Source organism: Rhizobium indicum, assembly GCF_005862305.2.
GTDB classification, from domain to species: Bacteria; Pseudomonadota; Alphaproteobacteria; order Rhizobiales; family Rhizobiaceae; genus Rhizobium; species Rhizobium indicum.
The window spans coordinates 695903-720391 of the sequence record NZ_CP054021.1 but is presented as its reverse complement, the minus strand read 5'-3'; the positions used below and the strand labels follow the sequence as shown (position 1 = coordinate 720391).

The window sequence follows — 24489 nt, the reverse complement described above, 5'->3', positions numbered from 1 at the left end:
CGGCATCATTGTCGCGCTGTCGCCATGTCAATGGCCCGGCATCGTCACCGGAAAGCCCTCGAATGTCTTCAGCGTGTCGAGGACAATTGATGTCTTCACGTGCTGCACCGACTCGTGGGGCAACAGCACGTCGTTGACGAATTTGGAGAGGTCGGCGAGGCCGCGGGTCGCGACCGTCAGGTGATAATCCATTTCACCGGTTAGCGCATAGGCTTCGAGAACTTCCGGCAACCCGTTGATCAGCTGCGAAAATCGGCGGGCATTGTCTCTATTATGGGTCGCAAGCGTCACGGAGATGACCACCAGCATATCGAGACCAAGCTTCTGCCGATCGAGGTAGGCGCGGTAGCTGCGGATATATCCTTCAGCCTCCAGTCTCGTTCGCCGGCGCGAGCATTGCGACGGTGAAAGCGCAATCCGCTCGCCCAATTCGTTGTTCGTCAGCCTGCCGTCTTTTTGAAGTTCCTGGAGCAGACGCAAATCCAATTTATCGAGCGGCTCATCCATTGCACCAAATCTCCAAAACACTCACGGATCGTGCATAATCTCCTCCTGAAGCATAAAGAATGCAAGAACTTTGCACGCGTTTTGGGCCACACTTTGCATATCAAATGCAATCTCCTCTGGAGGAAAGAAAATGGGTCCTTTCCCGCATGATGCGCCGCCCTCGGAAATCACCGCCGACAATCCGGCCGGCACCGACGGCTTCGAATTCGTCGAGTTCGCCCATCCTGAGCCCGAGACGCTGCGCGAGCTCTTCACACGCATGGGCTATGTTGCGGTCGCCAAGCACAAGACGAAAGACATCACCGTCTGGCGCCAGGGTGATATCAACTATGTCCTGAACGCCGAACCCGGCAGTCATGCCGCGCGTTTCGTCGCAAATCATGGTCCCTGCGCCCCATCGATGGCCTGGCGCGTCGTCGACGCCAAGCACGCCTTCGACCAAGCGGTGTCAAAAGGCGCTGTTCCCTATGAAGGGGACGACAAGACGCTCGACGTCCCGGCGATTGTCGGCATTGGCGGCTCGCTGCTCTATTTCGTCGAGACCTATGGGGCAAAGGGATCGGTTTACGATGCCGAGTTCGATTGGCTAGGCGAGCGCAACCCGCGGCCCGACGGGATCGGTTTCTACTATCTCGACCATCTCACCCACAACGTCTTCCGCGGCAATATGGACAAGTGGTGGGATTTTTACCGAAACCTGTTCAATTTCAAGCAGATCCACTTCTTCGATATCGATGGGCGCATCACCGGTCTGGTGAGCCGCGCCATCACCTCGCCCTGCGGGAAAATCCGCATTCCGCTGAATGAATCGAAGGACGACACCAGCCAGATCGAGGAATATCTGAAGAAGTACAAGGGTGAGGGCATCCAGCACATTGCCGTTGGAACGGAGGATATTTACAACGCCACCGACAGGCTGGCCGACAACGGCCTGCGCTTCATGCCGGGTCCGCCGGAGACCTATTACGACATGTCCTATGAACGCGTGAACGGCCATAGTGAACCTGTCGAACGCATGAAGAAACACGGCATCCTCATCGATGGCGAAGGTGTGGTGAATGGCGGCATGACGAAAATCCTGCTGCAGATCTTCTCCAAGACCGTCATCGGCCCGATCTTCTTCGAATTCATCCAACGCAAGGGCGACGAAGGCTTCGGCGAAGGCAATTTCCGGGCGCTTTTCGAGTCGATCGAGGCCGATCAGATCAAGCGTGGTGTCATCGGGACTGCAGCGGAGTAAACTCACTAGCGCCGCGCATCTTTCAGACGCGCGGCGCTGGAGTGTTCGGGGAGGAGTGAGCATGGACCAGACATCGATCCAGACGTCGGATGGTGAAGCCGCGACGGCAAACACGCTGAAATATATGCCGGGGTTCGGCAATGACTTCGAAACCGAGTCGCTCCCCGGCGCCTTGCCGCAAGGCCAGAACAGTCCGCAGAAATGCAATTACGGTCTTTATGCGGAGCAGCTTTCCGGCTCGCCGTTCACCGCGCCGCGCGGGACCAACGAAAGGTCCTGGCTTTACCGCATCCGCCCGAGCGTGCGCCACACCCGCCGCTTCTCCAACGCGTCCTATCCGCTCTGGAAAACGGCGCCATGTCTCGACGAACATTCGCTTCCGCTCGGCCAGCTTCGCTGGGATCCCATCCCCGCACCCTCGGAGAGACTGACCTTTCTTGAGGGGGTGCGGACCATCACGACGGCAGGCGATGCCACCACCCAGGTGGGGATGTCAGCCCATGCCTATGTCTTCAATGAGGACATGGTCGACGACTACTTCTTCAACGCCGACGGTGAACTGCTGATCGTGCCGCAGCTCGGCGCCATCAGAGTGTTCACCGAAATGGGCATCATGGATGTCGAGCCCCTGGAAATATGCCTCATCCCGCGCGGCATGATGTTCAAGATTCTGAAGGGCGGTGAGCAGACTGTCTGGCGTGGATACATCTGCGAGAACTACGGCGCGAAATTCACACTGCCGGACCGCGGACCGATCGGCGCCAACTGCCTAGCAAATCCGCGCGACTTCAAGACACCCGTCGCCGCTTTCGAGGATAAGGAAACGCCCTGCCGCGTGCATGTGAAATGGTGCGGCAAGTTCTATGTCACCGACATCGGCCACTCGCCACTCGATGTGGTGGCATGGCACGGCAACTACGCCCCGTTCAAATACGACCTGCGGACATTTTCTCCGGTTGGAGCGATCCGCTTCGATCATCCCGATCCGTCGATTTTTTCGGTACTGACCGCGCCGACCGAAGATGCGGGTACGGCGAATGTCGATTTCGTGATCTTTCCGCCGCGCTGGCTGGTCGCTGAGCATACGTTCCGTCCGCCTTGGTACCACCGCAACATCATGAGCGAGTTCATGGGGCTGATCCACGGCCAGTATGACGCCAAGGAAGAGGGCTTCGTGCCGGGCGGCATGAGCCTGCACAACATGATGCTTCCCCACGGGCCGGACGCGCTTGCCTTCGAAAAGGCATCAAATACCGAGCTCAAACCGGTGAAGCTCGATCACACCATGGCCTTCATGTTCGAGACCAGGTACCCGCAGCAACTGACGAAATATGCAGCCGAGCTCGAAACGCTGCAGGATAATTACCTGGAATGCTGGGACGGCCTGGAACGCAAGTTCGACGGAACCCCCGGCATCAAATGATGCATCAAGTGAAGTCATCCTCCGGCACGGGATTTCGGACATGAAGCTTGCGACGTTAAAGGACTCTACGCGGGACGGTCGGCTCGTCGTCGTTTCCCGCGATCTGACCCGCTGTTCCGAGGTCGGTCATATCGCCCGCACCCTGCAGGCGGCACTCGACGATTGGGAGCATGTGGCTCCGAGGCTCGCGCTCATTGCCGAAGGCGTCGAGACCGGCGCCCAGCCGACAATCCGGTTTCACGAACATGACGCTACGTCACCTCTGCCGCGAGCCTATCAATGGGCCGACGGCTCCGCCTACGTCAACCATGTCGAACTGGTGCGCAAGGCACGCGGCGCCGAGATGCCGGCAAGCTTCTGGACCGATCCGCTGATCTATCAGGGCGGTTCGGACGCTTTCCTGGCACCACGCGACCCGATCGTGGCGGCCGACGAGGCTTACGGGATCGATATGGAGGGCGAGGTCGCCGTCATCACCGGCGACGTTGACATGGGTTGCAGCTCGGAAGCGGCGCGCGGCGCCATCCGCCTGCTAATGCTCGTCAACGACGTGTCGCTGCGCGGTCTGATCCCGGGCGAATTGGCGAAGGGATTTGGTTTCTTCCAGTCGAAGCCGGCATCGGCATTTTCTCCGGTCGCGGTGACGCCGGACGAGCTCGGAGACGCCTGGGACGGCGGCAAGCTACATCTTCCGCTGCTGGTGAGCTTGAACGGCAAGCCATTCGGTAAGGCGAACGCCGGCATCGACATGACGTTCGATTTTGGCCAGTTGATCGCCCATGCCGCCAAAACCCGCAATCTCGCGGCCGGTACGATCATCGGCTCGGGAACGGTGTCCAACAAGCTGGACGGCGGCCCGGGCAAACCGATGGAAGAGGGAGGAGACGGCTACTCCTGCATCGCCGAACTCAGGATGATCGAGGCCATCGAGACCGGATCGCCGACGACCCCATTCATGAAATTCGGCGATCAGGTCCGCATCGAGATGAAGGATAAGGCCGGCCATTCGATCTTCGGGGCGATCGAGCAGACGGTCGAAAAACACAGCGGAGCCGGGCCGCAATGAACGAGGTCGTTCTCTACGACTACTGGAGATCATCGGCGAGCTATCGCGTCCGCATCGCGCTCAATCTCTTGGGCGTCGATTATCAGACCGTTTCCATCAACCTGTTGGAAGGCGCGCACAAGACCCCGGAATATCTGGCGGTCAACCCGCAGGGGCTGGTGCCGACATTGGTGATCGACGGGAAAACACTGACGCAGTCGCTGGCGATCGTCGAATACCTCGCCGAGCTTCGGCCGGAATACGGATTGCTGCCATCTGACATTGCCGATCGCCAGAAGGTCCGCGCCCTCGCATATGCGGTCGCCATGGATATCCATCCGATATGCAACTTGCATGTCGTGTCACATCTCATGAGCATGACTGAGAAGGCCGATGCCCGCGAGGAATGGATGAAGCATTTCATCACCGACGGACTGCGCAAACTGGAAGCCATGATCGGCGAAGCCGGCGCGTTCAGCTTTGGAGATGCGCCGACGATGGCGGACCTCTGTCTTGTTCCCCAAGTCTACAATGCCCGCCGCTGGGAAGTGGATCTGACCGCTTTCAAGCGCATCAGCGACATCGATAGCAAATGCGCCGAACTTCCGGCCTTCCAGGCGGCACATCCCGACCGCGTGAGACCGTAGCGGCAGACCAGCCGGGACGAAATCCGAAGACGCACTACCTTTTCTGCGGCTCTCGCACCAGCTGCCGGCACCGTATCGGATCGCGTGGACGGGGGACCTCACGATCGCGGCGAGGAGCCGCCGTTTACCTTGTATCATCACTTCTGATTGTGCCGCTTGCCAGAAGATTGGCCCTTGTGCATTGATTATATGCTGTTGGGGTAAGTCTAAAATGTTCTCGTTAAAGCTGTTGATCTTCGCACCCGTGATTGCCACGGGCTTAGGCGCATTTGAAGGCTGACGAGCTCATCGCAAAGCATTCGATGATTGCCCCCGGCAATACATACGTGCGCAAGATATGCTGCGAGTGACGACAGGAGAAATACGTGCTCGAAGGCTGGAGAAGAATGCGGAAATCCCTCTCGTTCATATCGATGCTGCTGGCGTTCGTCGCCATGGCCGGAGAGGGGCATGCAGCAATTTCCTACCAACGTTTGGACGGCGTCCCGGGAGAGCGTGGTCTGGTGATAAAGGGCGTGTTTGAATTCTCCGACGATCCGACGCAGCTTGTCGACGAATACACGCAGTACCAAGCGGACTACATCAGCTTTGACTCGCCCGGCGGAAACGTGGTCACCGCGATCATGTTCGGCCGCGCCATCCGCGCACTGAATGCAAGAACGCTCCAGATCAGAGCCATGAATGTGCATCGGCTTGCGCCTTCGCCTTCGTCGGTGGCGTCGAAAGGTTCGCCGAGCCGGGCTCAATCGGCGTGCATCGGATTTCCCTATCCGGCGATATCCCCATGGACAACAAATTGGCAGTCTCGACCGTTCAACTAATGACCGGCGAGATCATCGGCTACCTCACCGACATGGGGGTAAGCCCCAATCTGCTGCAGCTCAGCCTGTCGGTCGACAGCACCGATATACGGTATCTCACCGCTGCGGAAATGCGAGACTGGAACATCAACACGCCCGAGGATATGCCCTCGGCACAGGAAAGCGCGCCGCCCCCGCCAGGCGCCGCACCGCAGGAGAGCGCAACACCCGCCGACATGCCGTCAGACCCCAGCGCTTCCGAGGAGGTGGCCGCCTCCGAACCCGGCGACCTGACCACGGAGGCGGTTGATTTCGTCAACCGATACAATGACGAATGGTCGAAAGACAGTGCCTCGGCGTTGGCCTTTATGACGGGCGTCTATGCCGACGAGGTCTCCTTCTTCGGAAACTCGGTCGACAAAGACGCCGTCCTGAAGGAAAAGGCAACCTTCGCCCAACGCTGGCCGGAGCGCATCTACAGCGTCAAGCCGGGCTCCGTGACTGCCAGCTGTGCCGGAAAATGCGAAATGTCGGGAATTGTCGAGTGGTTTGCCGGAAACAGGGACACGGGTAAGACGTCCGCCGGGATGGCGGAATTCTCTTTCGTGTGGAACACGGCCTCTCTGCAGATCGAGTCCGAGACCGGAAAGGTGCTCGCCACGGACAAGGGGGCCAAGGCACCGGATCGGTTGATCCATCAGTGGACAGGACTGGACGACATCTGCCGCACGAGTGTCGATCGCGAGGGGCCCGAGACGCTACGAGCATGCAAACGGCGCGACGAACTCGGCCCGCTGCTCAATCGCGCCGACTGGTGTTATGGCCATAAGGACGAAGCCGGAATAAACTGGGAGTGGCACAAATGCGATGCCAACTCCCGCCGATATACGAGTAAGTAGCACACAGGCCCAAAGGCGAGCGACCGTTGGTTTGCCCGGCGGAAGAAATGTTGGGAAACTCAGATTCCTGAGTGAGGCCGAGCATGTCGGAAAACGAACATTCCCGATCGAACACTGTCCTGCCGGGTTCTGACGAACCCGACAAGCCGGCCGAGCGCTACCAACTCGGCCTTTGCCTTTCGGGCGGCGGCTATCGGGCCATGCTTTTCCATGCGGGATCGCTTGCCAGGCTCAACGAGGCCGGTCTTCTGGCGAAACTCGATATGATCTCGTCGGTCTCGGGCGGATCGATCGCATCCGGCCTGCTGGCCTATCTGTGGCCACGGCTGGTCTTCGAGAACGAGGTCGCCGTCAACTTCAAGACCGAATACCTCGATCGCATTCTGGCCTTCAGTCAGCTATTCGCGGATGGGCCGAGCTTCCTGAAGGGCGTGTTCAACCCCTTCTCGAGCGCGGCGGAGGAAGCCGCGAAACTCTACGAGCGGCATCTCTTCGACGGAAAATCACCAAGCCTGAGCGATCTTCCGAGATCGCCCTGGTTCGTATTTTGCTCCAGCAATCTCAGCACCGGTTCGCTCTTCCGGATGTCGAACCGCTATCTCGCGGACTACAGGATCGGGGTGTCGTTTCATCCCGCGCTTTCGCTTGCGACCGCGGTTGCCGCTTCGGCGGCATTCCCGCCGGTGCTGTCGCCGCTGCGATTGGACCTGTCGCAGTTTTCCTGGAAGAGGGAAAAGCTCGACGACAGCGTTGGCGAACCGGTTGCTCCGGGCAGGGCGATATTGAGCGACGGCGGCGTCTATGACAATCACGGCATCGAGCCGGCGCTGAAACGCTGCGATTGCCTGCTCGTCAGCGATGCCGGAGCGCCCTGGCGCTCCTCGACCCACGGATACTGGAACTATCTCTCCCAGCTCAAGCGCGTTCTCGATACCACCGACAATCAGGTGCGGTCGTTGCGGCGCCGAGACCTGATCGGCGGCTTCAAGGCTGCAAAACAGGCCGATCAGCTTGGCCTCGACGATCTCGCGAAATCGGCTCTGCGCGCAAGAACACGCGGCGTCTATTGGTCGATCGACAGCAAGGGCGTCGAGCTCAAGCCCTACGCGTCCTACACGCTGCCGCCGTCATCGGTCGTTCCCTCGGAGGTCGGCACCTATCTCCATTTTCTGGGCGCGAAAGAGACGGAGCATTTAACGAACTGGGGGCACTACGTCTGCGACGCGATGCTCAACCGGTTCTATCAATCGCCGCTGGCGCCATCGTCCGGCCCGCCGTTTATTGCCGGAACCGTGAAGCCGTCTTGGGCGGCGAGGTTGAGCAAGCGCCTGTTCGACTTTCTTCCCTTTTAAACGAAGGCCGGGGGCCGGCTAAAGCGAGGCCAGCGGGATCCGGCGAGATTGCCCCAGCAGTCGAAAATCCTACATTAAGCCTGAGGAAGAACGAACGTATCGACCGGTACGATGATCGGCTGTTGCTGGCTCCCTTCGGCCGCGAAGCTGAAGGGGCCTCAAAGTTCCAACTTCAATATTTGTTTATGAAAGTATGAGAGGCCCGGATGCCCGGACCTCCCACGATCTTTTTCAGAAGCGAAGAGTAGGCAGCCTACTCAGCTGCACCCACTCGTAGCACCGCAAGTATCGCACTTCTCACAAGTCCCATTCCGCACCATCGTGAAGTTCTGGCACTCCGAGCACATGTTGCCGGTATAGCCCTGCATGATCGAGCGCTGGCGGCGTTCGGCTTCCCGCTTCTTGGCTTCGGATTTCGCCGTTGCCGCGTCTGCCGCCGCCTTGTCGGAGAAAAGGGCCGTTGCGTCGCTGGTGATTTCCTCGGTCACTTCTTCGGCGATCTCTTCCGCCAACTCCTTGGCGCGCTCCTCGTAATCGCGCTTGAAGGCGACGATTTCGGAGGTGGAGATGGCAACCGTCGGCTCCAGCTTGCGGGCAGCACTGCCGGCAAAGGCGGTCACGGTGCCGGTGGAAGCGGCGCGGGCAGGGGCGGCGGTCGCCGCACCCTTGGGTTCGCCTGCCTGGCGTTCGCCGCCGGTGCCGGACACCAGCGTCGGCTTGTAGCCGCGGGTCCAGCCGGTGGAGAGCAGGTTGGTCTTGCCTTCCTGGATGCCCTTGCCAAGTGCCGTGTTCGAGAAATCAGACGTATCGACATGCGCCAGGTCGTGGCGGCCGAGATAGGAGACGGCAAGCTCGCGGAAGACATAGTCGAGGATCGAGGTGGCGTTCTTGATCGCGTCATTGCCGATGACCATGCCGGCCGGCTCGAACTTGGTGAAGGTGAAGGCCTCGACATATTCCTCGAGCGGCACGCCATATTGCAGGCCGAGCGAGATGGCGATGGCGAAATTGTTCATCATCGCACGGAAGGCAGCGCCTTCCTTGTGCATGTCTATGAAGATCTCGCCGATGCGGCCGTCGCCGAATTCGCCGGTGCGGAGATAGACCTTGTGTCCGCCGACGGCGGCCTTCTGGGTATAGCCCTGGCGGCGGTTAGGCAGCTTCTCGCGTTCGCGCGAAACTCGTTCGATCACCCGCTCGATGATCTTCTCGGTGACGGTGACGGCCTGGGCGGCGAGAGGCGCCTGCAGCAGTTCCTCCAGCGCATCCTCGTCGTCTTCGTCTTCAATCAGCGAGGAATTGAGCGGCTGCGACAGCTTTGAGCCGTCGCGATAGAGCGCGTTGGCTTTGAGGCCGAGCTTCCACGACAGCATGTAGGCGTTCTTGCAATCCTCGACGGTCGCCTCGTTCGGCATGTTGATCGTCTTGGAAATCGCACCCGAGATGAAGGGCTGGGCCGCCGCCATCATGCGGATATGGCTTTCGACCGAGAGGTAGCGCTTGCCGATCTTGCCGCAGGGATTGGCGCAATCGAAGACCGGCAGGTGCTCCGCCTTTAGGAAGGGCGCGCCTTCGAGCGTCATCGCACCGCAGACATGGATGTTGGCAGCTTCGATATCCTTCTTCGAGAAGCCGATATGATCGAGCAGGCTGAAGCTGATGTCGGCGAGTTGTTCGTCGGAAACCTTCAGCGTCTCCTTCAGGAAGTCGGCGCCGAGCGTCCACTGGTTGAAGACGAACTTGATGTCGAAGGCGCTCTTCAGCGCGGCGTTGACGGCTTCGACCTTCTCGTCGGTGAAGCCCTTGGTCTTCAGCGTCGACGGATTGACGGCCGGTGCCTGGTTCAGGTTGCCGTGGCCGACGGCATAGGCCTCGATTTCGGCGATCTGGCTTTCCGAATAGCCCAGCGTGCGCAGCGCGTCCGGCACGGCGCGGTTGATGATCTTGAAGTAGCCGCCGCCGGCGAGCTTCTTGAACTTGACGAGAGCAAAGTCGGGTTCGATGCCCGTCGTGTCGCAATCCATGACGAGACCGATCGTGCCGGTGGGCGCGATGACCGAGACCTGGGCATTGCGGTAGCCATGCTGTTCACCAAGTTCGAGCGCCTTGTCCCAGGCCGATTTGGCGTGGGCGACGAGATCCTGGTCTGGGTTTTCCGAATGGATCAGCGCGACCGGGTTGATCGACAGCGCCTCATAGCCGGAGCTCTCGCCATACGCCGCACGGCGATGGTTGCGAATGACCTTGAGCATGCTCTCGCGGTTCGGCGCGAAGTTCGGGAACGGCCCGAGCTCGGCGGCCATTTCGGCCGAGGTCGCATAGCAGATGCCGGTCATGATCGCGGTCAGCGAGCCGGCAATGGCGCGGGCCTCAGTGGAGTCGTAGGGAATGCCTGATGACATCAGCAGGCCGCCGATATTGGCGTAGCCGAGGCCGAGTGTGCGGTATTCGTAGGAGAGTTCGGCAATGCGCTTCGACGGGAACTGCGCCATCATGACCGAGACTTCGAGCACGACGGTCCACAAGCGAACCGCATGTTCGTAATCGGCGATGTTGATGCGCTTGGTGGCCTTGTCCTTGAACTGCAGTAGGTTCAGCGAGGCAAGGTTGCAGGCGGTGTCGTCGAGGAACATGTATTCCGAGCACGGGTTCGAGCCGCGGATCGGGCCGCCGGCCGGCGAAGTGTGCCAGTCGTTCATCGTCGTGTTGAAGTGGATGCCCGGATCGGCCGAAGCCCAGGCAGCGTAGGAAATGGTTTCCCAGAGATCGCGGGCCTTCAGCGTCTTCATCACTCGGCCGTCCTTGCGGGCGGTCAGGTTCCATTCGCCATCATTCTCGACGGCGCGCAGGAAGTCGTCCTTGATCGAGACGGAGTTGTTGGAGTTCTGGCCGGATACCGTGAGGTAGGCTTCGGAATCCCAATCCGTGTCGTAGGTCTTGAATTGGAGATCCTTGTAGCCCTGGCGGGCGAACTGGATGACGCGCTGGACATAGTTCTCGGGAACCTGGTCCTTTTTGGCGGCGCGAATTTCGCGCTTCAGGGCAGGGTTCTTGGTGGGGTCGTAGCAATCGCCGTTGTCGCCGCCTTCGCAATTGAAGCAGGCCTTCATGATCGCCTTCAGATGCTTGGCGACAACCTTCGAGCCGGTCACGAGAGCCGCAACCTTCTGCTCTTCCTTGACCTTCCAGTTGATGTATTCCTCGATATCGGGATGGTCGATGTCGACGACCACCATCTTGGCGGCGCGGCGCGTCGTGCCGCCCGATTTGATGGCGCCGGCGGCGCGGTCGCCGATCTTCAGGAAGCTCATTAGGCCGGAGGAGCGGCCGCCGCCGGAAAGCTTTTCGCCTTCGCCACGCAGCATCGAGAAATTGGAGCCGGTGCCGGAGCCGTATTTGAACAGGCGCGCTTCACGCACCCAGAGGTCCATGATGCCGCCTTCGTTGACGAGATCGTCCTCGACAGACTGGATGAAGCAAGCATGCGGCTGCGGGTGTTCGTAGGCCGACTTCGACTTGGTCAGCTTGCCGGTGAAGGGATCGACGTAGAAATGGCCTTGGCCGGGGCCGTCAATGCCATAGGCCCAGTGCAGGCCGGTGTTGAACCACTGCGGCGAGTTCGGGGCGACGCGCTGGGTGGCGAGCATATAGGCAAGCTCGTCTTTGAAGGCCGAGGCATCTTCCTCGGAGGAGAAATATCCGCCCTTCCAGCCCCAATAGGTCCAGGTGCCGGCAAGACGGTCGAAGACCTGGCGCGCATCGATTTCGGAGCCGGTCTGCTCGTCCTTAGACAGGGTCTTCAGCGCAGCATCGTCGGGAACGGAGCGCCACAGGAAAGAAGGAACATCGTTTTCCTCGACCTTCTTCAGCCGGGTGGGAACGCCGGCCTTGCGGAAATACTTCTGCGCCAGAACGTCGGTCGCGACCTGGGAGAACTGCGCGGGAACGTCGATGTTCTCGAGGCGGAACACGATCGAACCGTCGGGGTTCTTGATCTCGCTCGTCGCCTTGCGGAATTCGATATCCGCATAGGCGCCTTGGCCGGCCTTTGTGAAACGACGTTCGATGCGCATGGTCTTGACCTCGTGTTGGCGCCCGGTCCCCGCGACCTCGGCGCAAAATTCCTATCCGGCGGCACTTTGTCGTCGCGCAGCCAGTCTCGTTTCCGTATCGTGACAGGGGTGTCATCCGGAGATGATCTTCCTGTATCTTGTGGTGATGGTGGCTGCAAACACTAAATATAGTATTAACAGCTTATTATCGCCAGTCCCAATGTCACTTTTTTTGGAGGCTGAAAACCTCGCAGAAATCCTGTCGGGCATGAACCGTTCCCGGTCCATCGCCCTGATTCCGCGTCCTAATTTTCAAAAGGGAACCGGGCTCGTTACCTCCGGTCCTGTCGCCGCCGCAACATCAGGATCAGTAAAGTTTGAAACAGCTGATTCCGTCAAGGGCTGGCTTTTAATTGATTGCTAACCACAACATGTTGTGGATGCGCCTGTGGAGATTGGGGAAAGCCGGGGAGCGCTGATATTACAATGGCTTGCAGGAGTTGCCGGCTAAGGAAAAGGTCTGAACGGCAAAAAAGCGTCCTGCGGCAAATCTTGTGATGGCATTTCCGGCCCAAATGCGCATGGCGATTCGCCGGTGCAATAAGAGCTTTAAAGCGCATCGATGGCGATGGTGACGATGGCGACGCCAATCGGCCTGTTCTCTTCGTCCATCACGACGAAGCTCGCCTGCGTTTCCAGATTCTGGGTGGAGTCGTTGCGTTCGGCCCGGTCGATGAAGATCTCCCGGGAGCTGTTGGCGAAGGTTCTGAGATATTTCTCCTCGTCGCCCTGCCAATAGTCGGCGGTGATGGTGCTCTGCCCGACATTCAGCCCGTGGCTGTCGGTGACGAAAAATTCGATGATCGCGCCCTGCGAGGCGTCCTGCTTGGCTTTCAGGTAATGCGACACGGATTTGTCGAGCAGCAGCTTGACCATATGCAGGTGGTGCTGATCGACCTCCGACCGGTAGGTCTCGTCGAGCACCCGCATATCCATTTCGCTGACATCGCCGAATTTCGCGTTCTGCTCGGCAATGGCTTTCAGCACCAATGGCGTTTCCACTATTGGCCGGATCCGCTTCTCGACATAGTCCCGCACGAGGGGAATATAGGCAGGTTCAGCGCGGACAGGCGCCAGCGGCAACAGAAAGGCCGCCAGCCCGGCAGTCACAACCGCTCTTACATGCCCCCACCGCGCCATCTTGTTTCCTTGTACCGTATCGATCGTTGCACGCTTTAAGCGCAATTTGACACGATTCGCACGCCCTGCAGCGCCGCGCGTCTTTTCGAGAGCCGCAAAGGACGCTGTATCACTTTGAATTGCTGCATAATTTCATCCTTGAATCGATTCCGATTGAAGGAATTAGACAGCAGTCTATGAGTAAAAGATAAAATAGATGTGCAGATCCCGATAGCGGATTCAGGAAACCTCGCTGACAAAATCTGGAACAATTTCAAGTGGTAAATACGAGGGGTGCGCGCCGTGATCGGTGGCGATCAGCCTGCGCCCTTGGCGATCGGCTCCTGATAGGTGAAGCCCATGTCCCAGGGGAAGTAGATCCAGGTATCCTGGCTGACCTCGGTGATGAAAGTGTCGACGGTCGGCACGCCCTTCGGCTTGGCGTAGACGCAGGCGAAATGTGCCTTCGGCAGCATGGTGCGCACCTGTGCGGCGGTCTTGCCGGTATCGGTCAGATCGTCGACGACCAGCACGGTTTCGCCGCCATTCTCCATAAGTTCGGGCGCGATTCCCTTGAGCAGCACCATGTCGCCCTGGTTCACATAGTCATGATAGGAAGCGACGCAGACGGTCTCGATCAGCCGGATGTTCAGCTCGCGCGAGATGATCGCAGCCGGAACGAGGCCGCCGCGGGTGATGCAGACGATCGCCTTGAACGTCTGATTCAAGCCGGCAAGCCGCCAGGCAAGGGCGCGCGCATCGCGGTGGAACTGATCCCAGGAAACGGGAAAGGCTTTATCGGGAAGGGACATTGGGCTGCTCCGCGGCATGAAAAAACGACACGCCGTTTGCCGGCGACCGGATGGGCTTGAAGCGGCGATTGGCAAAACGCAAATCGCGCAGCCGGAACTGCGCGAGATGGGGCCGAGGCTCGAAGCTGTCATCGGTCGCCGCAATTAGCGGGATTTGCCGGCAAAAGGCAAGAGCAGCCAATCAACGCGATAACAGGGTCAGCGCCGTCATCGATTGCAGCAGGGTCTTCGTCGTGCCGCCGAAGATCATCTGCCAGAGCCAGGAATGCGTATAGGCGCCCATGACGAGAAGATCGATGCTGCTGTCCGAAAGCCGGTTCTCGATGACATGCGATGCGCTCTTATCCACACTCTGGGCCGTCGAAAGCGTCGCCTTCACGCCATGACGTGCCAGCGTCGCGGCGATGTCGGCGCCAGCGGTCAGCGGCGATTGCAGCGCCGTGTCGGCCGGATCGACCGAAAAGATCTCCACCTCGTCGGCGGCTTTGAGGATCGGCAGTGCGTCGAAGGTCGCGCGCGCCGCCTCCTTCGAGCCGTTCCAGGCGATCAGCACGCGCTTGATCGGCTTCGGCTGGCGGATGATATAGGGGATTATCAGCACCGGCCGGCCGGTTTCGAAAAGGAAACTGTCGACGTCGACGTGGCTGTCGGAAGGTTTGGCCGGGTCGGCCTGCGAGGCGATCAGGAGGTCGGCGCTGCGCGCACTTTCGATCAGCGGGGCGGAGCCGTATCCGGTTGATGTGGCAAAGCTGCGCCATTCGAAGGAGGCGCCGGATGCCTCCGCTTTGGCCCTGAAGATGCGCTCAACCGCAATCGTTTCACTGTGCGCCATGTCCTGCAGCGCCTGCACGGCAACGGGATCGGGAATTTCCATCGGCGCGACCAGCGGCACGGCGGAGATGATTTCGGCATGCAGGCCGATCACATGGGCGCCGCTTTCGGCGGCGATGGCAAAGGCGAAATCGGCAACCGCAGAACTATTGTCGGATGTATCGAGAATGGCGAGAATGGTTTTGTAAGACATATCAATTCTCCTTGCGCTGAAATGGCTTGCGCGAGGGAAGGAATGCGCCGGACCGTTCGCCTGTTCCTTGATCGGGATCAAGGATGGCCTTGAGTTCCGGCGTTGCCCTCAAGCCTCGGCGGAATGGTTTTCGGCGATGTCCTTCCTTTGGCGGATGGAGTCGATCATCGCCTGCACCTCGGCGCCGGCCGCATCGATTGCCGCCTGCGAGCGGCCGCGCACGACGATCTCGGTCGAAAATTTCTGGCCAATATAGCGCGGGTAGGAACCGATGCTGGTGTCCGGATGTGCCTTCTGGATCGCGGTCAAGGGCGTGCCGATCTCGCCTTCGCCGTAAGGGCAGGCGATAGCGAGCGAAAGCACCGGCGTGCCTGTTCGAAGCATCGGCAGCACATTGTCGACCATCGCCTGGAACACCTGCGGCACGCCGGCCATGACATGGACATTGCCGATGATGAAGCCAGGAGCCGTCGAGACCGGATTGGCAATATGGACGGCCCCGCGTGGCATGCGCGCCATGCGCTGGCGCGCCTCGGTGAATTCCATCTCGCGGCGGCGGTACATCTCGGCAAGCAGCGTCATTGCTGTTTCGTCGTATTCGCAGGGCACGCCGAAAGCCTTGGAGATAGCATCGGCGGTGATGTCGTCATGCGTCGGCCCGATGCCGCCCGAGGTGAAGACGTAATCATATTTGCCGCGAAGCGCGTTCAACGCCTCGACGATCGCGTCCTCGTCGTCGGCGACGATGCGCACTTCCTTGAGGTCGATGCCGGAAAGCGTCAGCAAATCGGCGAGGTGGCCGATATTTTTATCCTTGGTGCGGCCGGAGAGAAGTTCGTCGCCGATGGCGAGCATGGCGGCGGTGACGACGATGTCTTGGCTCATGAGATGTTCCGTGATCTGAGGCTGGTGAATAGGTAGCGCCGTTCGCTCGCTTTGCAAACACCAGAGCATGATGCCGAAAAGTGCAGGCGATTTTCGGACGACATCATGCGCTAACTCCTTAATTCGGGCGATGCGTCATTTTTGCCGAAATGAAAATCGCAAGCGAATTTTCGTCTCCGGGTGGTGAACACTGAGTTCTTGAGGGCAGGGCTGTGTTCGCCCAGACGCGCTGATAGAAATCGCGTCGGGCACGAAATTCAACCCGATGTTTCAAGGAAGATAGAAGATGGCGAAGGTTCTCGTCCTTTATTATTCGGCTTATGGCCATATCGAAACCATGGCCTATGCGGTCGCCGAAGGCGCGAAGTCGGCCGGTGCCGAGGTCACTGTCAAGCGCGTTCCGGAACTGGTTCCGGAAGACGTCGCCAAGGCTTCCTATTACAAGGTCGACCAAGCCGCTCCGATTGCCACCGTCGACGAACTGGCGGACTATGACGCGATCATCGTCGGCGCCGGCACCCGCTTCGGCACGGTCGCCTCGCAGATGCGCAATTTCTGGGATCAGACGGGCGGCCTCTGGTTCGCGGGCAAACTCGTCGGCAAGCTCGGTTCGGTCTTCACCTCTTCGGCCACCCAGCACGGCGGCCAGGAATCGACCATCCTCGGCTTCATCCCGACCTTCCTGCACCAGGGCATGGTCGTTGCCGGCCTGCCTTATGCCTTCCAGGGCCAGATGGGCACCGAGGAAGTCAAGGGCGGCTCGCCCTACGGCGCCTCCACCATCACTAACGGCGACGGCTCGCGCCAGCCTTCCGAGATCGAGCTGGAAGGCGCGAAATACCAGGGCGCCCACGTTGCCAAGCTTGCTGCCAAGCTCGCCTGATCTTTGACGCTGGAATGATAAAGGCGCGGCGGGCATGGGGCTCGCCGCGCCTTTTCTGTTTTTTCCCACGACAGTCTGGGCAGCCTTCATCGGCGAGGGCTTTCGGGAGGGAATGCCTCGCCGATCATTCGTCGGTGCTGCCGGCAAAACAGGCATGATTTTTACGCCTCGCGGCTCTTCCCATCGCCCATGACGCAAGATATTGAAAATGCCGCAAGCGGGCGTGGCGAAACTGGTAGACGCAAGGGACTTAAAATCCCTCGGCCTTGGCTGTACGGGTTCGACCCCCGTCGCCCGCACCACCTTCATAATCCTGTTTGAATATGCCTGTATTGAATCTGCTTGTATATTGTGCATAAAAGCAAGTTATCGCTTGACAAAGGAATTTCCGGCGTAACGATTGCGCCGCGACAGTTAAGTAAGGGTTGTCTTGTGGGAGTAAGACGATGGTTTACGATTGGAATGGGACTAAGGTTCGGCGCATCCGCATCTTCAAGACCAGTGTTGCACTTGTTCTGGGGACTGCGATAGCCGCGATACCGCTGTTCTTCTGGGCAATGCATTTGCGCGGTTTCTAGAGCGTCCTTAGCGCGTCCAAGAAGACGCGCTAAGGACGCTCTATTACTTTCGATCTGGACAGATGCCGAATTCGATTTTCGGGACTATGCGGTCTGTTCTGATAGTGTTCATCGCTCTGTGAGCGGAAGCGCGTTTGGCGCTTTGGTCTCGCGCCACCTGTTGATCAGCCAGCCAGCCAGCAGCCCGAGGGCTGCGCCCGCCGCCTTGATGCCGGCATCGTGCAGGCGCGGATGGCGTGTTGGTGTGAGATACTGCAGATATTCGATGGCGACTGCACCGGCAATCAGCAGCACCGCCACCATCTTCCACTGTTTCGGATAGGCGAGCGCGAAGGCGAGGCCGACGAGAACAAAGGCGCCCCCGCGGTCGGTATCGACCGTCGTGACCGTTTCCGGCCTCAGCCCGATCGGCGAAACCGTGACGAAGAGGATGAGGGCGAGTAGCAGCCAGGCGAGCGGCCTTGCAAATTTGAAGATCATCATGGCTTCATATTAGTGGCTTGGCTTTTCATTGACAGTTAAAATCAGTTCATCTGCCGCCGATTTCGCGATTGGCTTAAGAAAGGCTTTCCCGAGAGAGAACCGGAAATGGCCGAAACGGGCTTTCTTTTGCCGGTTGGCCTGTGCCATAGCGGCAGCGGCTACTCATGAGAATGGACCACGCCCGTGACGAGACTTGATGTCGAAAGCGCCGAAGAGGCAATGCGCAGCCTGTTTCCGGCAACGCCGCTACAGCTCAACGACCATCTGTCGGCCCGCTACGGAGCCGATATCTGGCTGAAGCGCGAGGATCTGTCGCCGGTGCGCTCCTACAAGATCCGCGGCGCCTTCAATTTCTTCCGCAAGGCGATCGGGCAGGGTGCTGCCGGCAAGACCTTCGTCTGCGCCTCGGCCGGCAACCACGCCCAGGGCTTTGCCTTTGTCTGCCGCCATTTCGGCGTGCCGGGCGTCGTCTTCATGCCGGTGACGACACCGCAGCAGAAGATCGACAAGACCCGCATGTTCGGCGCCGAATTCATCACCATCCGCCTGTTCGGCGACTTCTTCGACCAATGCTACCAGGCCGCCCGAGAACATGTTGAAGCGGTCGGCGGTGTCATGGTGCCGCCCTTCGACCATGCCGACATCATCGAAGGCCAGGCAACCGTCGCCGCCGAAATCATGCAGCAGTTGCCGGAAGGAACCGTGCCCGACATGGTCGTCCTGCCGGTTGGCGGCGGTGGACTGGCCGCCGGCATCACCGGCTATCTCGACGGCACCGTGCCGAAATCTGCTTTTGTCTTCACCGAACCAGCAGGCGCGCCGAGTCTTAAGCGCAGCATCGAGGCAGGCAAGGTGACGACGCTTGCCAAGGTCGACAATTTCGTCGATGGCGCTGCTGTCGCCCGCATCGGCGACCTGAATTTCGCCGCTCTTCGCGATTTTCCGACCGAGCAGGTGCAACTCATGCCGGAGAACGCCATCTGCGTCACCATTCAGGAAATGCTGAATGTCGAGGGCGTCGTGCTGGAGCCGGCCGGCGCCCTGTCGCTGACGGCGATCGCCGCGATGGACGGCCAAGCGATCCGCGGCAAGACCATCGTGGCTGTCGTCTCCGGCGGCAATTTCGATTTCGAGCGTCTGCCTGACGTAAAGGAAAGAGCCTTGCGTTACGCAGGGCTGAAGAAATACTTCATCCTGCGGCTCGCCCAGCGCCCCGGTGCGCTCCGGGATTTCCTCAATCTGCTCGGCCCTGACGACGATATCGCCCGCTTCGAATATTTGAAGAAATCGGCGCGCAACTTCGGCTCGATCCTGATTGGCATCGAAACCAAGGCGCCGGAGAATTTCGCCCGGCTGATCGGAAATTTCGAAGCAGCCGGCATGGGTTACGAGGATATCACCGAAAACGAGATCCTCGCCAACCTGATCATTTGACTTGGCGACAGCGATACGGTCGTGCTAAAGGCGGAGCATGGCTTCGTTCATTTCAAATATCTTTTCGATGTTCTCCGGCGGCGGCAAACCGGCTTCGGAGGCGGCAGGCCCTTCCGGCGAGCCGCAGCTTTACGGCGATTGCACGATCTATGCCGAGCCGCGCAAGGAAGGCGGCCAGTATCGCCTTGCCGGCCGCATCGAAAAGAAGGTTGGCGACGAGGTACTGGTGCGCAATTTCATCCGCGCCGATCTGTTTTCCTCCTCCGATGACGCGCTCGAATGCACAGTGCGCAAGGCGCAGCAGATTATCGATCAGCATGGTTCATCGCTCTTTGGCGACGGCGAGAAGCTTCGTCAGGTCTGAATCGGGATCCGGGCATAGGTCCTAGATACCGGCTGCAACTATTCCTGTATGTGACCCGGCTGCGCTCCAGCGAGCGCGTTCTCACTCACGCAATCTTAAAGGATTGCGGTGAAAGGTATCGCCTGCAGGATTTGCAGGACACCCCCGTGTTTGACTGTTTCGGACGATTGACCAAAGGATTCGCTGTCGCGATCACCGCGCCAGCAGGAGGCCGAACGTCCGGAGCCGAGGTCTCATGATGGAGACACTCAACCTCCTTCTCTTCGTCGTCGAAGCCATCGCCTATTTCGTGCTGATGGTAACCCTTCTGCATTTCCGTCATCGGCTCGGTCTCGGGGTTTTCCTGACGGCGCTCGGCGTCATGCATTTCATGGAGACCTATCTGGCGGCGGTCTTCTATGTCTCGCTGCCGTTCGGGGATGTGTCGCCGGGCTCATCCGTCTTCTTCTCCGGCAAGCTGATGATGATCCTGATGCTTTACCTGCAGGAGGATGCTGCGACGGTGCGCCAGCCGATCTACGGCCTCTTCCTCGGCAACCTGCTCACCGTCGGTATTGCCTGGGTGCTGCAACTGCACCAGCCGCTGCAGATATCAACCAACCACACGCCCGACGTCGACTTCCTCAAGGAGATGGGCTGGCTGATGGTCTGGGGCACGGCGCTGCTCTATGTCGATTCGCTCGGCATCATCCTGCTTTACGAAAAACTCGGCGATTTCTTCCGCCGCCGCGTCGTCCTGCGTTTCCTGATTTCGGGCTTCGTGCTGCTGACCTTCGACCAGATCGGTTTCTTCGCCGCACTGCATTACTTCCTGGATGTGCCGATCGCCGCATTCTGGGGCGGATGGAAGGCGAAAATGCTTGCCGTCTGCCTCTACGCGGCGATGTTCGCATTCTATGAATATCGTATTCGCCGTATCGGCGCAGCCGGGGCCGCACGTTCGATCAGCGACGTATTCGGTGACCTGACGTTCCGCGAGCGCTACAACGATCTGCTGGAGCGCACCGGCCGCGACATGCTGACCGGTGTCTACGATCGGACGCGCATGGAAATGGAAGCGCCGCTGATGCTGCTCGAGGCACTGAAGCAGGGGTCATTCGCCACCGTCCTCATTATCGACGCCGATCACTTCAAGGATGTCAATGACGGCTACGGTCATCTCCAGGGCGACGAGGTGCTGAAGGCGATCGCCGCCCGATTGGGCACGACGTTGCGCTCGAGTGATCGCGTCTTCCGCTTCGGCGGCGAGGAATTCGTTGCCGTCTGTCCGGGCACCGACCACGAGGAAGGTCTGCTGCTTGCCGAGCGCCTGCGTTGGACGATCGCGACCAGCGTCAAGACGCCGGATGACAGGCCGGTCACGGTCAGTATCGGCGTTGCGACTGCCGATGAGGACGGCGTAGATTTCACCGCCGTGCTGACGGCTGCCGACGGCAGGCTCTACGCAGCCAAGAAGAGCGGCCGCAACTGCGTCGTCGGCCGCTCCGGCGTGGTGAAACTCAGCTGAAACTCATTCAGGCAGCGCGGAAGATCTTGGCGCCGGATGGCGCGCTCGTCATGCCGCCGTCGACGGTGATCTCGATGCCGGTGACATTGGCCGAATCATCCGAGGCCAGATAGAGCGCCGCCTTGGCGATTTCGTCGGCTTCGCTCATGCGGCCGAGCGGGCTCATGCCGCCGATGCGGGCCTCGAGCGCCGACATGGCATCTTCCGTCTGGGCCATCGGTGACCAGATCGGCGTCTTGGTGCCGCCGGGCGTTACCTGATTGACGCGGATGCCGCGCGGCGCGAGCTCGGATGCCATATTGCGCGTCATTGCCCGGACTGCCGCTTTGGTCGCCGCATAGGCCGACCAGCCGGGAGCGCCGAGTACGGCATGCACCGAACCGTTGAGGATCACCGAAGCGCCGTCATTGAGATGCGGCAGGGCTGATTGCACGGTGAAGAAAACCGCCGTGAGATTGGTACTGATGATCTGGTTGAACTGCTCTGGCGATGTCTCGCCGAGCGGCGTCGCGCCGCCGATGCCGGCATTGGCGAAGACGATGTCGAACTTGCCGACCTTTGCGGCGGCTTCCGCAAACGCCTTCTCGGTGGCGGCGGCATCGGTGACGTCGACCTTCAGCGCCAGCACGCCTGACCCAAGCGCCTTTTCGGCAGCCGCGAGCGTTTCCGGGTTGCGGCCGGTGATCACCACCTTGGCACCCTCATCGATGAAGACCCTTGCGGTCGCAAGACCGATGCCGCTGTTTCCGCCGGTAATCAGGGCGACCTTGTTTTTTAGACGCATGATTCATGCTCCTCTTGGAATTGGCAACGATCTGGATTATGATCGTTATCTATAAGGATTATGATGATAATCCACATGAGTCAAGAGGAGCATGATGCCGAAAAGTGTAGGCGGTTTTCGGCCGACATCATGCTCATTCGATTGGTGCCGGGGAGATGTCCGATGGGGCGTTCGCAGTTGGAGAAACAGAAGACGCACGAGAAGATTGTCGACATCGCGTCGAAGCGGCTGCGCGAGGAGGGGCTCGACGGTATTGGCGTCGCCGATCTGATGAAGGAGGCCGGACTGACCGTCGGCGGCTTCTACAAGCATTTCGCCTCCCGTGACGATCTGGTTGCCGAGGCGATCCAGTCCGCTTTCGATTCATGGGGACGCAAGCTGGAGGCCGAGGGGGTGAACCCGGCGGAGATGACGGCTGCCGATGTCGCCGATCGCTATGTGAGCGCGTATCATCGCGACAATCCAGGTGAGGGCTGCCCTTTTGCCGCGCTGACCTCCGATATATCCCGTAGCGGCGAGACGGCGCGGGGGATCGCCACGGACGGGCTCAGGCGCAATTTCGCGTCACTGGCGAGCAAGGCTGCGGGAACGGACGATAGCGAACGGCGCCGCAAGGCGATCATGGCCTTCGCGATGATGGCCGGCGGCGTCGGCCTTGCCAGGATTTCGTCCGATGAAGAACTCTCGGCCGAAATCCTGGCGACGGTCCGGGATTTTGTCGCCGATATCGACAAATGAAAAACGGCCGGCAAAGGCCGGCCGTTCCGTGAAGCATTTGGGAGCCAATCAGGCCGCCAGTGCGATTTCCTGGACGCGCGACTTGGCGGCGTCGATCGCCTTTTCGGCAGCTTCCGGACCGAAGGCCAAGCCTTCGACATAGATGGTCTCGATATCGCTGATGCCGAGGAAGCCGAGAACCGACTTCAGGTACGGCACGGCATGGTTCAAGCCGACGGCCGGGCCCTGTGAATAGACACCGCCCGAAGCGAGCACCACGTAAACCTTCTTGCCGGTTGCGAGGCCAACCGGACCGCTTTCCGTGTACTTGAAGGTCAGGCCGGCACGGGCAACGTTGTCGATCCAGGTCTTCAGCGACGAATAGATGTTGAAGTTGATGAGGCCGGTGCTGATGACGATCGTATCGGCGGCGAGCAGTTCGTTGACAAGCTCGTCGGAGGTCTTGACGGCCACGGTTTCCTCAGCGGTGCGGGCCTCGGGCGGCTTGCGGATCGCGCCGGTGAAGAGGTCATCGATATGCGGCAGCGGGTTGGCGGCAAGGTCGCGGCGAATGACGACGCTGCCCGGATTCTGGCTCTTCAGCTTTTCGGCGAGATCGACAGCGATCGGCGTCGAGAGAGAATCGGCACGCGGGCTGGACGTCAGAAGCAGGATGGACGACATGGTGCATTTCCTTTCGAATGGGATTTGACGGCCCGTTGCTGGGAGGTGAGCCGTAGTCTCGATGAGGAAAATAGGTCTGGCCTGCTATCGAAAAAACGGTGATAATGTAGATCGAAACTATCGATGGAATGGATAGAAGATGCTGCCAAACCCCACTCTGGACCAATTGCAGGTGTTTCTGACCGTTGCCGAGACCGGTAGCTTCTCGGCCGCTTCGCGGGCGCTGAACCGGGCGCAGTCGGTCGTCAGCTATACGATCGCCAATCTGGAGGCGCAGCTCGAAGTCCCGCTTTTCGAGCGCTCCGGCGCGCGTCAGCCGAAGCTGACGGAGGCGGGCAAGGCGATGCTGGAGGATGCGCGGCGCATTCTGGGCGATCTGCAAGTCATGCGGGCGCGCGTCAAGAGCCTGAGAGAAGGGCTCGAAGCGGAGGTTTCCGTCGCCATCAGCGTTATGGTGCCTTCGCGAGCCCTGGTGGACGTCCTCCGCGAATTCCGGGAGATGTTTCCATCCGTTTCGTTAAGCCTCAATGTCGGCGAGCTCGGAATGGTCATGGATCTCGTCCTCAGCGGCAAGGCGACGATCGGGATTGGTGGCGCGGTCGTCAAGCAGGACGATTCGATCGTCACGGAGCGGATCGGTCATTCCTTCATGTTGCCCGTTGCCGCGCGCAACCACCCGCTTGCCGGGATCGGCCGGCCACTGACGCTCGGCGACGTCCGCGAGGAAGTGCAACTCGTCGTCACCGATGCATCGGGACGGACGAAGGGGCGCGATTTCAACGTTCTCTCCTACAAGACATGGCGCGTCAGCGATATTGCAACGAAGCACCAGCTCATCAGGGCCGGCCTTGGCTGGGGCGGCCTTCCGGCTTCCGTGATTCATGACGATCTGACGAGCGGCAGGCTCGTCCATCTCGATCTGGATGCCTACGAACAGGGGGAGTATCCCATATATTCGGTCCGTCAGCTCGCTAACCCGCCCGGACCTGCCGCCACCTGGATGATCGACGCGTTCCGCACGCGGCTTTCCGCCTGCCCGAGCCAAGTCGATTTCCATGCTCAGATAGCGGAACTGCAGGAAGCTGGTACGCCGCTTGCGGCCGAATGACGAAGGCGCGAGTGCCGCGCCTTCGCTGATATTGTGCTCGGCCTAGAGCGGTTCAGCTTTTAACGGAAGCGCAGAACCGCTC

The 24489-nt window shown here is 59.9% G+C and carries 21 protein-coding genes, 1 tRNA gene and 1 pseudogene; 14 read left to right on the top strand and 9 right to left on the bottom strand.

Annotated features, from left to right (window positions below; genetic code table 11):
* Window positions 1–27: 27 nt before the first annotated feature.
* Window positions 28–507, bottom strand: a complete 480-nt coding sequence (locus FFM53_RS03510) for an Lrp/AsnC family transcriptional regulator (RefSeq protein ID WP_138329966.1) — start codon at window positions 505–507, stop codon at window positions 28–30.
* A 130-nt stretch (window positions 508–637) separates the two neighbouring features.
* On the opposite strand from FFM53_RS03510, the gene hppD reads away from it, so the two are divergent.
* The 6 genes and pseudogenes from hppD to FFM53_RS03480 all read left to right on the top strand — a co-directional run bounded on the left by hppD (window position 638) and on the right by FFM53_RS03480 (window position 7913).
* Entirely contained in the window at window positions 638–1747 is a 1110-nt protein-coding gene (gene hppD, locus FFM53_RS03505; RefSeq protein ID WP_138329964.1) for a 4-hydroxyphenylpyruvate dioxygenase, read from the top strand.
* 61 nt (window positions 1748–1808) lie between these two features.
* On the top strand, window positions 1809–3170 hold the full coding sequence (gene hmgA / locus FFM53_RS03500; RefSeq protein ID WP_094086193.1) for a homogentisate 1,2-dioxygenase: 1362 nt from the start codon (window positions 1809–1811) through the stop codon (window positions 3168–3170).
* A gap of 40 nt (window positions 3171–3210) precedes the next feature.
* A complete protein-coding gene (locus tag FFM53_RS03495) occupies window positions 3211–4236 on the top strand; it encodes a fumarylacetoacetate hydrolase family protein (RefSeq protein ID WP_138329960.1) in 1026 nt (341 codons plus the stop codon).
* Entirely contained in the window at window positions 4233–4862 is a 630-nt protein-coding gene (gene maiA, locus FFM53_RS03490; protein WP_138390872.1) for a maleylacetoacetate isomerase, read from the top strand. Before FFM53_RS03495 ends, maiA begins: the two co-directional genes overlap by 4 nt.
* Before the next feature lie 365 nt (window positions 4863–5227).
* Window positions 5228–6561: pseudogene (locus FFM53_RS03485) on the top strand (COG3904 family protein).
* An 83-nt stretch (window positions 6562–6644) separates the two neighbouring features.
* On the top strand, window positions 6645–7913 hold the full coding sequence (locus FFM53_RS03480; RefSeq protein ID WP_138390871.1) for a patatin-like phospholipase family protein: 1269 nt from the start codon (window positions 6645–6647) through the stop codon (window positions 7911–7913).
* 257 nt (window positions 7914–8170) lie between these two features.
* On the opposite strand, the gene FFM53_RS03475 is transcribed toward FFM53_RS03480, so the two are convergent.
* On the bottom strand, window positions 8171–11986 hold the full coding sequence (locus FFM53_RS03475; protein ID WP_138329951.1) for a vitamin B12-dependent ribonucleotide reductase: 3816 nt from the start codon (window positions 11984–11986) through the stop codon (window positions 8171–8173).
* 121 nt (window positions 11987–12107) lie between these two features.
* Between FFM53_RS03475 and FFM53_RS03470 the strand changes: the two genes are divergently transcribed.
* The gene (locus FFM53_RS03470) at window positions 12108–12389 is read left to right on the top strand and encodes a hypothetical protein (protein ID WP_173862929.1); all 282 of its coding nucleotides are present in this window, start codon (window positions 12108–12110) and stop codon (window positions 12387–12389) included.
* Between the two features lie 185 nt (window positions 12390–12574).
* Here the strand turns inward: FFM53_RS03470 and FFM53_RS03465 are convergent, their stop codons facing one another.
* The 4 genes from FFM53_RS03465 to FFM53_RS03450 all read right to left on the bottom strand — a co-directional run bounded on the left by FFM53_RS03465 (window position 12575) and on the right by FFM53_RS03450 (window position 15865).
* Entirely contained in the window at window positions 12575–13165 is a 591-nt protein-coding gene (locus FFM53_RS03465) for a hypothetical protein (RefSeq protein WP_138390870.1), read from the bottom strand.
* Window positions 13166–13461: 296 nt separating this feature from the next.
* Window positions 13462–13956 carry a xanthine phosphoribosyltransferase gene (gpt, locus tag FFM53_RS03460; protein WP_138329947.1) on the bottom strand — a complete coding sequence of 165 codons (495 nt, stop codon included), beginning with the start codon at window positions 13954–13956 and terminating at the stop codon, window positions 13462–13464.
* A gap of 181 nt (window positions 13957–14137) precedes the next feature.
* On the bottom strand, window positions 14138–14980 hold the full coding sequence (locus FFM53_RS03455; RefSeq protein WP_138329945.1) for a universal stress protein: 843 nt from the start codon (window positions 14978–14980) through the stop codon (window positions 14138–14140).
* 108 nt (window positions 14981–15088) lie between these two features.
* Window positions 15089–15865 carry a competence/damage-inducible protein A gene (locus FFM53_RS03450; RefSeq protein WP_138390869.1) on the bottom strand — a complete coding sequence of 259 codons (777 nt, stop codon included), beginning with the start codon at window positions 15863–15865 and terminating at the stop codon, window positions 15089–15091.
* 286 nt (window positions 15866–16151) lie between these two features.
* Between FFM53_RS03450 and wrbA the strand changes: the two genes are divergently transcribed.
* Window positions 16152–16748, top strand: a complete 597-nt coding sequence (wrbA, locus tag FFM53_RS03445; protein ID WP_003538774.1) for an NAD(P)H:quinone oxidoreductase type IV — start codon at window positions 16152–16154, stop codon at window positions 16746–16748.
* 217 nt (window positions 16749–16965) lie between these two features.
* A tRNA-Leu gene (locus FFM53_RS03440) sits at window positions 16966–17050 on the top strand.
* 384 nt (window positions 17051–17434) lie between these two features.
* On the opposite strand, the gene FFM53_RS03435 is transcribed toward FFM53_RS03440, so the two are convergent.
* Window positions 17435–17809, bottom strand: coding sequence for a VanZ family protein (locus tag FFM53_RS03435; RefSeq protein ID WP_138329941.1), 375 nt, complete (start codon window positions 17807–17809; stop codon window positions 17435–17437).
* Window positions 17810–17992: 183 nt separating this feature from the next.
* Between FFM53_RS03435 and ilvA the strand changes: the two genes are divergently transcribed.
* The 3 genes from ilvA to FFM53_RS03420 all read left to right on the top strand — a co-directional run bounded on the left by ilvA (window position 17993) and on the right by FFM53_RS03420 (window position 21114).
* Entirely contained in the window at window positions 17993–19243 is a 1251-nt protein-coding gene (gene ilvA / locus FFM53_RS03430) for a threonine ammonia-lyase (protein ID WP_138390868.1), read from the top strand.
* A gap of 37 nt (window positions 19244–19280) precedes the next feature.
* Entirely contained in the window at window positions 19281–19607 is a 327-nt protein-coding gene (locus tag FFM53_RS03425) for an HlyU family transcriptional regulator (protein ID WP_003538786.1), read from the top strand.
* A gap of 235 nt (window positions 19608–19842) precedes the next feature.
* Window positions 19843–21114, top strand: a complete 1272-nt coding sequence (locus FFM53_RS03420; protein ID WP_138329937.1) for a GGDEF domain-containing protein — start codon at window positions 19843–19845, stop codon at window positions 21112–21114.
* 7 nt (window positions 21115–21121) lie between these two features.
* On the opposite strand, the gene FFM53_RS03415 is transcribed toward FFM53_RS03420, so the two are convergent.
* Complete coding sequence (locus FFM53_RS03415) at window positions 21122–21898, bottom strand: SDR family oxidoreductase (RefSeq protein ID WP_138329935.1); 777 nt, start codon at window positions 21896–21898, stop codon at window positions 21122–21124.
* 162 nt (window positions 21899–22060) lie between these two features.
* Between FFM53_RS03415 and FFM53_RS03410 the strand changes: the two genes are divergently transcribed.
* On the top strand, window positions 22061–22636 hold the full coding sequence (locus FFM53_RS03410) for a TetR/AcrR family transcriptional regulator (RefSeq protein ID WP_138330085.1): 576 nt from the start codon (window positions 22061–22063) through the stop codon (window positions 22634–22636).
* Between the two features lie 48 nt (window positions 22637–22684).
* On the opposite strand, the gene FFM53_RS03405 is transcribed toward FFM53_RS03410, so the two are convergent.
* Window positions 22685–23299: an FMN-dependent NADH-azoreductase gene (locus tag FFM53_RS03405; RefSeq protein WP_138329933.1), complete on the bottom strand. Its 615-nt coding sequence runs from the start codon at window positions 23297–23299 to the stop codon at window positions 22685–22687.
* Between the two features lie 139 nt (window positions 23300–23438).
* Here FFM53_RS03405 and FFM53_RS03400 point away from each other — a divergent pair, with 139 nt between their 5' ends.
* Complete coding sequence (locus tag FFM53_RS03400; protein ID WP_130679882.1) at window positions 23439–24407, top strand: LysR family transcriptional regulator; 969 nt, start codon at window positions 23439–23441, stop codon at window positions 24405–24407.
* Window positions 24408–24489: the final 82 nt, after the last annotated feature.

Excerpts from the sequence above, each read along its gene's own strand:
- wrbA (WP_003538774.1), top strand. The coding sequence starts at position 16,152 with ATGGCGAAGGTTCTCGTCCTTTATTATTCGGCTTATGGCCATATCGAA.
- FFM53_RS03420 (WP_138329937.1), top strand. The coding sequence starts at position 19,843 with ATGATGGAGACACTCAACCTCCTTCTCTTCGTCGTCGAAGCCATCGCC.
- FFM53_RS03465 (WP_138390870.1), bottom strand. The coding sequence starts at position 13,165 with ATGGCGCGGTGGGGGCATGTAAGAGCGGTTGTGACTGCCGGGCTGGCG.
- FFM53_RS03425 (WP_003538786.1), top strand. The coding sequence starts at position 19,281 with ATGGCTTCGTTCATTTCAAATATCTTTTCGATGTTCTCCGGCGGCGGC.
- FFM53_RS03495 (WP_138329960.1), top strand. The coding sequence starts at position 3,211 with ATGAAGCTTGCGACGTTAAAGGACTCTACGCGGGACGGTCGGCTCGTC.
- FFM53_RS03475 (WP_138329951.1), bottom strand. The coding sequence starts at position 11,986 with ATGCGCATCGAACGTCGTTTCACAAAGGCCGGCCAAGGCGCCTATGCG.
- FFM53_RS03415 (WP_138329935.1), bottom strand. The coding sequence starts at position 21,898 with ATGCGTCTAAAAAACAAGGTCGCCCTGATTACCGGCGGAAACAGCGGC.
- gpt (WP_138329947.1), bottom strand. The coding sequence starts at position 13,956 with ATGTCCCTTCCCGATAAAGCCTTTCCCGTTTCCTGGGATCAGTTCCAC.
- FFM53_RS03470 (WP_173862929.1), top strand. The coding sequence starts at position 12,108 with ATGATCTTCCTGTATCTTGTGGTGATGGTGGCTGCAAACACTAAATAT.
- maiA (WP_138390872.1), top strand. The coding sequence starts at position 4,233 with ATGAACGAGGTCGTTCTCTACGACTACTGGAGATCATCGGCGAGCTAT.
- hmgA (WP_094086193.1), top strand. The coding sequence starts at position 1,809 with ATGGACCAGACATCGATCCAGACGTCGGATGGTGAAGCCGCGACGGCA.
- FFM53_RS03455 (WP_138329945.1), bottom strand. The coding sequence starts at position 14,980 with ATGTCTTACAAAACCATTCTCGCCATTCTCGATACATCCGACAATAGT.
- FFM53_RS03410 (WP_138330085.1), top strand. The coding sequence starts at position 22,061 with ATGGGGCGTTCGCAGTTGGAGAAACAGAAGACGCACGAGAAGATTGTC.
- FFM53_RS03400 (WP_130679882.1), top strand. The coding sequence starts at position 23,439 with ATGCTGCCAAACCCCACTCTGGACCAATTGCAGGTGTTTCTGACCGTT.
- FFM53_RS03435 (WP_138329941.1), bottom strand. The coding sequence starts at position 17,809 with ATGATGATCTTCAAATTTGCAAGGCCGCTCGCCTGGCTGCTACTCGCC.
- FFM53_RS03450 (WP_138390869.1), bottom strand. The coding sequence starts at position 15,865 with ATGAGCCAAGACATCGTCGTCACCGCCGCCATGCTCGCCATCGGCGAC.
- FFM53_RS03510 (WP_138329966.1), bottom strand. The coding sequence starts at position 507 with ATGGATGAGCCGCTCGATAAATTGGATTTGCGTCTGCTCCAGGAACTT.
- FFM53_RS03480 (WP_138390871.1), top strand. The coding sequence starts at position 6,645 with ATGTCGGAAAACGAACATTCCCGATCGAACACTGTCCTGCCGGGTTCT.
- FFM53_RS03405 (WP_138329933.1), bottom strand. The coding sequence starts at position 23,299 with ATGTCGTCCATCCTGCTTCTGACGTCCAGCCCGCGTGCCGATTCTCTC.
- hppD (WP_138329964.1), top strand. The coding sequence starts at position 638 with ATGGGTCCTTTCCCGCATGATGCGCCGCCCTCGGAAATCACCGCCGAC.